Source organism: Chitinimonas sp. (genome assembly GCF_041904975.1).
GTDB lineage: Bacteria > Pseudomonadota > Gammaproteobacteria > Burkholderiales > Chitinimonadaceae > Chitinimonas.
Genome location: NZ_JAYRLZ010000226.1, coordinates 1 through 6,981, shown reverse-complemented (window position 1 = coordinate 6,981; position 6,981 = coordinate 1). Strand labels below are relative to the sequence as shown.

The window sequence follows — 6,981 nt, the reverse complement described above, 5'->3', positions numbered from 1 at the left end:
AAGATGAAAGTCGCGTGCCTCGCGCAGCTGGCGCATGGCATCGCCCGGATCGGGCGGGGCGGAGGCTGGCGCGGTTTCGGTCTGTGGCGCGGAAAACGATTCCGCGTCGAACTCATCGGCCAGCATGGCCTGGGTGATCGTACCGCCGGGGTATTTGGCCAGCAGGCGGATAACGATATTGCGCAGCTCGCGCACATTGCCGGGAAAGTCGTAGGCCGACCAGCTATGGCTGGCCTCCTCGGCTAGCCGGAACGGCTGCGCCGCCAGCTGCAAGGCATAGTGGCGGATAAAGTGCTGGAGCAATAGCTGGCGGTCCTCGCCCAGATCACGCAGTGGCGGGGTTTCGATGCTGAGTACCGACAGGCGGTGATACAGGTCGGCGCGAAACTCTCCGCTGCGCGACAGTTTGCGTAAGTCCCGATTGGTGGCCGCCACCACGCGCGCCTTGCTCTGGCGGCTTTGTGTTTCGCCCAGGCGCTGGTATTCACCGTTTTCCAGCACGCGCAATAGCTTGGCTTGCACATTCAAGGGCAGCTCTCCAACCTCGTCGAGAAACAGCGTGCCTTCGCTGGCCTCTTCGAAATAGCCTGCCTTGGCAGTGCTGGCGCCAGTGAAGGCGCCCTTGGCGTGGCCGAACAGGGTGGCTTCGATCAGGCTTTCGGTCAGGGCGGCACAGTTGAGGGCCAAGTAAGGCTGGGCCGAGCGCGGCGACTGCTGGTGCAGGGCCTTGGCTACCGCCTCCTTGCCCGAGCCGGATTCGCCACTGATCAACACCGGAAACGGCGAGGCGGCAAACTGATGCACTTGGCGCCGCAAGCGCTCCATCAAGGGGTGCTGGCCGATCAGGCCGGCAATGTCGAGCTGACTGGCTAGCTGGGCATCGGCACTGCGCCAGTTCAAGGCACGGGCTAGCGTATTGCGCAGGGTGTCGGGTGCTGCCGGCTTTTCGATGAAGTCCACTGCGCCGAGGGTGCGGGCATGGCGGGCATTGTGGGCCGAGGTCTGGCCGGACAGGGCGAGGATCTTGATATCGGGAAGCAGGGCGGCCAACTCGACGATCAGGCGAAAACCTTCGTCAGGCCGGTGCGGGTCGGGCGGCAGGCCCAAGTCGACCAAGGCAAGCTGCGGCAGGAATTCCACCGAGCTGGCCAGGGCAATGGCCTCCTGGCGATTGGTAGCGCAACGGACCATATAGTCTCCGCCCAGCACAAAGCTGAGGCTGTCGCGTATCAACGCGTCGTCATCGACTACCAGTAGGCCAGGGCGCTGTGTATCCAAAATTACTCAGTACCGTCGAAGTTTCAACAATCCTAACACCACCTATATATTTTCCTGCAACTGACTCGGCTTGTTGTTGCACTGCAACGTGAACGAAAGTTGACTATTGTTGTCGGATATTGCCTTGCCTTAAAATCGACAACCCAATGCCCCAGAGCGCCCTTGCCGTGCCCGCCTCCCCGCTTGTCGATATCGACAACGTCACCTTTGCTTACGATCGTCGCACCATTTTGAAAGGCATCAGTTTGTCCATTCCCAAGGGCAAAGTGGTGGCCATTATGGGTGGTTCTGGTTGTGGAAAAACAACACTTTTGCGTCTGATCTCCGGGCAAGTCAAGCCATCGCGTGGCGAAGTGCGGGTTGGCGGTCAGGTGGTTCATCATCTCGAACCCGAGGATCTGTACGCCTTGCGCCGCAAGATGGGCATGCTGTTCCAGTTCGGTGCCTTGTTCACCGATATGTCGGTTTTTGACAACGTGGCGTTTCAGATGCGCGAGCATACCGATCTGCCCGAGTCGATGATCCGCGATCTGGTGCTGATGAAGCTCAATGCGGTCGGCCTGCGCGGCGCCGCCAAGCTGATGCCGTCCGAGCTGTCGGGCGGCATGGCGCGCCGTGTGGCGCTGGCGCGCGCCGTTGCGCTGGATCCGATGTTGATCATGTATGACGAGCCGTTTGCCGGTCTCGATCCGATTTCGCTCGGGGTGATCGGCCAATTGATCCGCCAGCTCAATGACGCGCTTGGCGCCACGTCGATCCTGGTCACCCATGATGTGATCGAGTCGCTGATGATCGTCGACTACGTCTATTTCGTATCCGAGGGCAAGATCGTTGCCGAAGGCACGCCGGACGAGATCCGCGCCTCCGATGAGCCTTTCGTGAAGCAGTTTGTCGGCGGGCAACCGGATGGCCCGGTGCCGTTCCAGTATCCGGCGCGCCCTTACTGTGAAGATTTGATGGGGATTGAACGTGCTTGACTGGATGGCGAATCGTATAAGCAGGCTCGGCAATCCCTTTGTTGATGCGCTGATCAAGCTCGGCTTCGGTGCCCGCTTTCTGTGTGCGCTGCTGTGGCATTCCGGTACGGCGTTTCGCCGCTTCAGCCTGATCATCCGCGAGGTGTTCTTCACCGGCGTGCTGTCGCTGGTGATCATTCTGGTATCCGGATTGTTCGTCGGCATGGTGCTGGGCCTGCAGGGCTATGACACCTTGCAGCGCTATGGCGCATCCGAGGCGCTGGGCGTGATGGTGGCGCTCAGCCTCTTGCGTGAACTGGGGCCGGTGGTGGCGGGGCTGTTGTTTGCCAGTCGCGCCGGCTCGGCCATCACGGCAGAAATCGGTCTGATGAAGGCTACTGAGCAGCTGGCGGCGATGGAGATCATGGCGGTCAATCCGATCGCCCGGGTGGTGGCACCGCGCTTCTGGGCAGGGGTGTTCTCCATGCCGGTGCTGGCCCTGTTGTTTTCCACCATGGGCATTCTGGGTGGCTATGTGGTCGGGGTGTTGTGGATCGGTGTCGACGCCGGCTCATTCTGGTCGCAGATGCAGGCCCAGGTGGACCTGCGCCTCGATGTGCTCAATGGCTTGATCAAGAGCGTGGTATTTGGCGCTGCCGTATCGGTGATCGCTGTATTCGAAGGCTATGACGCGCCGGCTACCGCCGAGGGCGTGTCCGGGGCCACTACCCGTACGGTGGTGACGTCGTCGCTGGCTATTCTCGGTCTGGATTTTGTCCTGACCGCATTCATGTTCCGGGGAATTTAAGATGAATCGTGGGGTTTACGACTTCTGGGTCGGCCTGTTCGTGGTGCTTGGCATGGCTGCCATGGCGTTTCTGGCCTTGCGGGTAAGCAGTGTCTCTACCGGCAATGCGGCAGCGGTGTACCGGGTTTCGGCGGCATTCGACAATATCGGTGGCTTGAAGGTGCGGGCGCCGGTCAAGAGTGCGGGCGTGGTGGTGGGCCGGGTGTCGGCCATCCAGCTCGACCCTAAGACCTATCGTGCGGTGGTGGCGATCGATCTCGAGCAGCATTTTCACTTCAGCAAGGATTCGTCGGCTGAAATCCTCACCTCCGGCATTCTGGGTGACCAATACATTGGCCTGACGCCGGGTGGCGATGAGGCAATGCTGGTGGCCGGTGACAAAATTACCCTGACTTCTTCGGCGCTGGTACTTGAAAAATTGATCGGTCAGTTCATGTTAAGCAAGGCCGACGAGAATAAGCCCGCTGCCACACCGGCTGCCGGCAAATAACTGATTAAGGAATCACCATGCGCAAACTGTTTACTGCCTTGCTGTTCGTGTTGGGACTCAGCGCCATTGCGGCGGAGGTGCCTGTGCCGGAATCGCTGGTCCGCAATACCAGCAAGGACGTGCTTGACGTTATCAAAAAAGAGAACCTGACTGCCACCGACAAGCGCTTTCGTGAAGTTGTCGAGCAAAAAGCCCTGCCCAACTTTGATTTCACCCGCATCACCGCCCTGGCCGTCGGCCGCTACTGGAAAGAAGCCACGCCAGAACAGCAGGCCGCGCTGACCCGTGAATTCAAGACTCTGCTGATCCGCACCTACTCTACCGCCTTGTCGGCCAACAAGATCCAGGCTATCGATGTCAAGCCGGTCAAGATGGCCGATTCCGATGCCGATGTGACGGTCAAGACCGAAGTGCAGGTTACAGGCGGCCAGCCCTTCCCGATCGACTATCGCCTGTATAAGGCCAACGGTGCGTGGAAGGTGTACGACGTCACGGTGGAAGGCGTCAGCCTGGTAACCAATTACCGCACCAGTTTCAACCAGACCATCCAGAAGGGCGGTATCGACGGCCTGGTCAAGGCCTTGGTGGATCGCAATGCCGCCCTGCCAACCAAGACGCCGGCCTGATATGGCAACCACCATTTCTCTGGCGGGCAGCCTGACGCTGGAGTCGATCAGCCGGGTGGAGCGTGAGGTGGCGCCTAGTCTCACGCAGGATCAGGTGATTCTGGACCTGTCGGCCATCAATGAAATCGACTCTGCGGCGATCAGCCTGCTGCTGCATTGGCAGCGGGCCGCCATGGCGGCGGGCCATCGCCTGTTTCTGCGTAATCCGCCAGCCAGCCTGTTGAGCTTGGCGGGCTTGTATGGCGTAGAAGAATTCCTGCCACTGGAAAGTGCCTGATACGGCGCGCCCGGCGCATTGCTTGTGTGGCGCCGGTGCCGGAATTTCGAGCGTTTGGCGCCGATTGCTGTTGCGCTTCGCTATGCTGTAAGCAGCATTTCAGTAGCGCCGGCATGTCTGATTTGTGGCGCCCGTCAATTGGCGTGGCCCGACCGGCGCCTTGCTGCTGCCCTATCCCTGCAAACCATGTGATCGAGTGATGCCATGCGCCCCCTCTACCTGCTTCCCGCTTTGCCCATGTTGTTGTTTGGTTGTGCAACGCCTGCCAATCACTACGATCCGCTTGAGCCGATCAATCGGCCCATCTACGCCTTCAATCGCGCGGTGGATAGCGCCGTGGTCAAGCCGATTGCCCAGGGCTATGTGGCGGTGACGCCAACGGTTGTGCGTACCGGCGCCAGCAATTTCTTCGGCAATCTGGAAGATGTGTATATCGGCGCATCGAACCTGCTGCAGGGCAAGGTTTCCGATGCCGGTAAGGATCTGGGGCGGGTGTTGATCAACAGCACGGTTGGCCTGTTGGGTGTGTTCGATGTGGCGAGCCAGGCAGAACTGCCCAAGCACAAGGCCGACTTCGGTACCGTGCTCGGTCATTGGGGGGTGGGGTCCGGGCCATACATCGTTGCGCCGTTTATCGGCTCCAAGACCTTGCGCGATAGTGCCGACTGGGTTGGCGGCTACTGGATGGATCCGTTGCGCGCCGTGCCGAATCGTCCGGTTAAAAACAGCCTGAGCGGCCTGAAATTCGTCAATTTGCGCGCCAGCTTGTTGTCGGCAACGGCCGTGGTCGACGAAGCAAGCTTTGGGGATGAATACAGCTTCGTGCGCGACAGCTATCTGCAACGCCGCTACAGCCTGGTGTGGGATGGCAATCCGCCCGAGCCGCTCAAATTCGGCGATGACGACGATGCTGCCGCGCCCACATCATCCGATGCACCGGCCAATGCAGCACCCGAGGCGCCAGCCAAACCTTGAGCCGGAAAAGCGGGCGCCGTATCGCCCATTCCTGATTGCGGCAAGCATGCGGCGTTTTGGTATCCCGCTTGATTCAAGTCGGCAATTCGCCGTGGAAAGCCACCCGTTCGAAATCACTGCCGCGCTCGATCAATTGCTCGAGCTTGAGCTTGACCACCTGGCCTTGCACATGCGCCTCGATAATGCGGCCCTGCTTGAACCAGGTGGGCGGTAGCAGCAGGCTGGGCAAGGCATGCAAGGCCGGCATTTCCGGCAGCAAGAGCGCCTGGGTGAAGCGGTTGCTGAAGGTATTGAGGCCGGTGGCACGTACGCCGATCGCTTGCGGCATGCCGGGCAGGATGCGCACGCCTATGGTCAGGTCGCCATTGGCGCCTTCCAGCAACCAGCGTACGGTGCCGGCGACCAGTTGCTGTTCCGGACGCGGTCGCACCGCCACCAGCATATTGTGGATCAGTCGGCCGCCAGGCTCGTGCCGGCTCAGTTTGAAGCCCAGGGCGCTTTCATTGTCCACCTGCCAGTGTTCCAGCTCCGGCAAGCTTTCCGGCTCTTTGGCGGCCTGCTTGACCAGATGCTGCGCCTGACCGCCGAACAGCTGAAAGTCGGCGATGGCGCGGCCGCGCACTTCCGATAGCTCATCGGGCTGGGCAAAGCGTTTGCCGCCGATGGCATGGTGCACATTATTGAGCCCAAGGCAGAGCTGCCCGAGGCTGTCAGTTGGCCCGCTGCGCCGCTGCATGCCGCGCTCGATCGGCAGGTCGCACCACTCCTGGTAAAGATTGGTCAGGAACTGCTCGGCATTCTCGTTGGCATACTCTTCACCGAGGCCCAGCTGGGCAGGTGATTCGCCCGCCCGCAGGTATTTGATGCGCTTTTTGATGCTGCGGGCGATCGGGTCGATATCGAGATAGCGCCATGTCTCGCCGGTGGGCGGTGGATCATGGCGGCGGATTTCGCCAGGCTGTTCCAGATTGATTGCCAGCACGCCGCGCTGCGTGTCGGCAGGCAATTCGGCCTGCAGGCTGGCCTGGTTCGACCAGCGATCGATCAGCTTGTCGGTCCAGGCGATCTGGCGTACCGGCATGGCGCTGGGGTTGGCCGAGGCCAGCAGCAGGGCTTGCAGGAAAGCGGCGTTGCATGAGGACAGCTCGGTCTGCCGGTTCAGGCTGTCCTTGACGATCTTGCTGGCGATATCGGTCTGCGCTGCCAGGGCATACAGTGCGAACAAGTCTTGCCAGCGCTCATTCGGCACCATGCGGTAGGCGAGATGGTGCTCGCGTATCGCCAGGGCGGCGTAGCGCAGGGCGCGCTGCGCGCACAGGGCGCCATGCTCCAGTACCGTGACCTCGTTATGGATGGCCGCCTGCCAGCAGCGGCGGTAGCCGGTGCTCATGGCCAGCCACAGCCGTACATTGCCGCGCCAGATGGTGTTTTCGGTGTCGGCAAGCGGAAAAGGCTTGCCGAAATAGCGCTTGGCATTTTCTTCTTGCAGCATGGCCACCGGGTCACGCAGCAGTTCCAGCATTTTCAGGCGCTCGATCGGCAGGACCGGCGAGCGGTTGAGGCGGTCCAGC

General features: G+C 60.9%; 8 protein-coding genes. 6 read left to right on the top strand and 2 right to left on the bottom strand.

Features of this window, described 5'->3' with window-relative positions; translation table 11 throughout:
• Positions 1-1,278: sigma-54-dependent transcriptional regulator (locus ACE3OH_RS17275; RefSeq protein WP_374355904.1), on the bottom strand; the 1,278-nt coding region annotated here is incomplete at its 3' end.
• A gap of 146 nt (positions 1,279-1,424) precedes the next feature.
• Between ACE3OH_RS17275 and ACE3OH_RS17270 the strand changes: the two genes are divergently transcribed.
• The 6 genes from ACE3OH_RS17270 (at position 1,425) to ACE3OH_RS17245 (ending at position 5,410) form a co-directional block, all read left to right on the top strand.
• On the top strand, positions 1,425-2,255 hold the full coding sequence (locus tag ACE3OH_RS17270; RefSeq protein ID WP_374355901.1) for an ABC transporter ATP-binding protein: 831 nt from the start codon (positions 1,425-1,427) through the stop codon (positions 2,253-2,255).
• A 4-nt stretch (positions 2,256-2,259) separates the two neighbouring features.
• The gene (gene mlaE / locus ACE3OH_RS17265; RefSeq protein WP_374355898.1) at positions 2,260-3,042 is read left to right on the top strand and encodes a lipid asymmetry maintenance ABC transporter permease subunit MlaE; all 783 of its coding nucleotides are present in this window, start codon (positions 2,260-2,262) and stop codon (positions 3,040-3,042) included.
• A 1-nt stretch (position 3,043) separates the two neighbouring features.
• Positions 3,044-3,532 (top strand): outer membrane lipid asymmetry maintenance protein MlaD, encoded by a 489-nt coding sequence (gene mlaD / locus ACE3OH_RS17260; protein WP_374355895.1) that lies wholly within the window; start codon positions 3,044-3,046, stop codon positions 3,530-3,532.
• A 17-nt stretch (positions 3,533-3,549) separates the two neighbouring features.
• Positions 3,550-4,158 carry a phospholipid-binding protein MlaC gene (locus ACE3OH_RS17255; RefSeq protein WP_374355890.1) on the top strand — a complete coding sequence of 203 codons (609 nt, stop codon included), beginning with the start codon at positions 3,550-3,552 and terminating at the stop codon, positions 4,156-4,158.
• Position 4,159: 1 nt separating this feature from the next.
• Complete coding sequence (locus ACE3OH_RS17250; protein ID WP_374355888.1) at positions 4,160-4,435, top strand: lipid asymmetry maintenance protein MlaB; 276 nt, start codon at positions 4,160-4,162, stop codon at positions 4,433-4,435.
• Positions 4,436-4,639: 204 nt separating this feature from the next.
• Entirely contained in the window at positions 4,640-5,410 is a 771-nt protein-coding gene (locus ACE3OH_RS17245) for a VacJ family lipoprotein (RefSeq protein WP_374355885.1), read from the top strand.
• A 73-nt stretch (positions 5,411-5,483) separates the two neighbouring features.
• Here the strand turns inward: ACE3OH_RS17245 and ACE3OH_RS17240 are convergent.
• Positions 5,484-6,981: hypothetical protein (locus ACE3OH_RS17240; RefSeq protein WP_374355882.1), on the bottom strand; the 1,498-nt coding region annotated here is incomplete at its 5' end.

Coding starts and splice junctions, on each gene's coding strand:
- ACE3OH_RS17250 (WP_374355888.1), top strand. CDS start 4,160: ATGGCAACCACCATTTCTCTGGCGGGCAGCCTGACGCTGGAGTCGATC.
- mlaD (WP_374355895.1), top strand. CDS start 3,044: ATGAATCGTGGGGTTTACGACTTCTGGGTCGGCCTGTTCGTGGTGCTT.
- mlaE (WP_374355898.1), top strand. CDS start 2,260: ATGGCGAATCGTATAAGCAGGCTCGGCAATCCCTTTGTTGATGCGCTG.
- ACE3OH_RS17270 (WP_374355901.1), top strand. CDS start 1,425: ATGCCCCAGAGCGCCCTTGCCGTGCCCGCCTCCCCGCTTGTCGATATC.
- ACE3OH_RS17245 (WP_374355885.1), top strand. CDS start 4,640: ATGCGCCCCCTCTACCTGCTTCCCGCTTTGCCCATGTTGTTGTTTGGT.
- ACE3OH_RS17255 (WP_374355890.1), top strand. CDS start 3,550: ATGCGCAAACTGTTTACTGCCTTGCTGTTCGTGTTGGGACTCAGCGCC.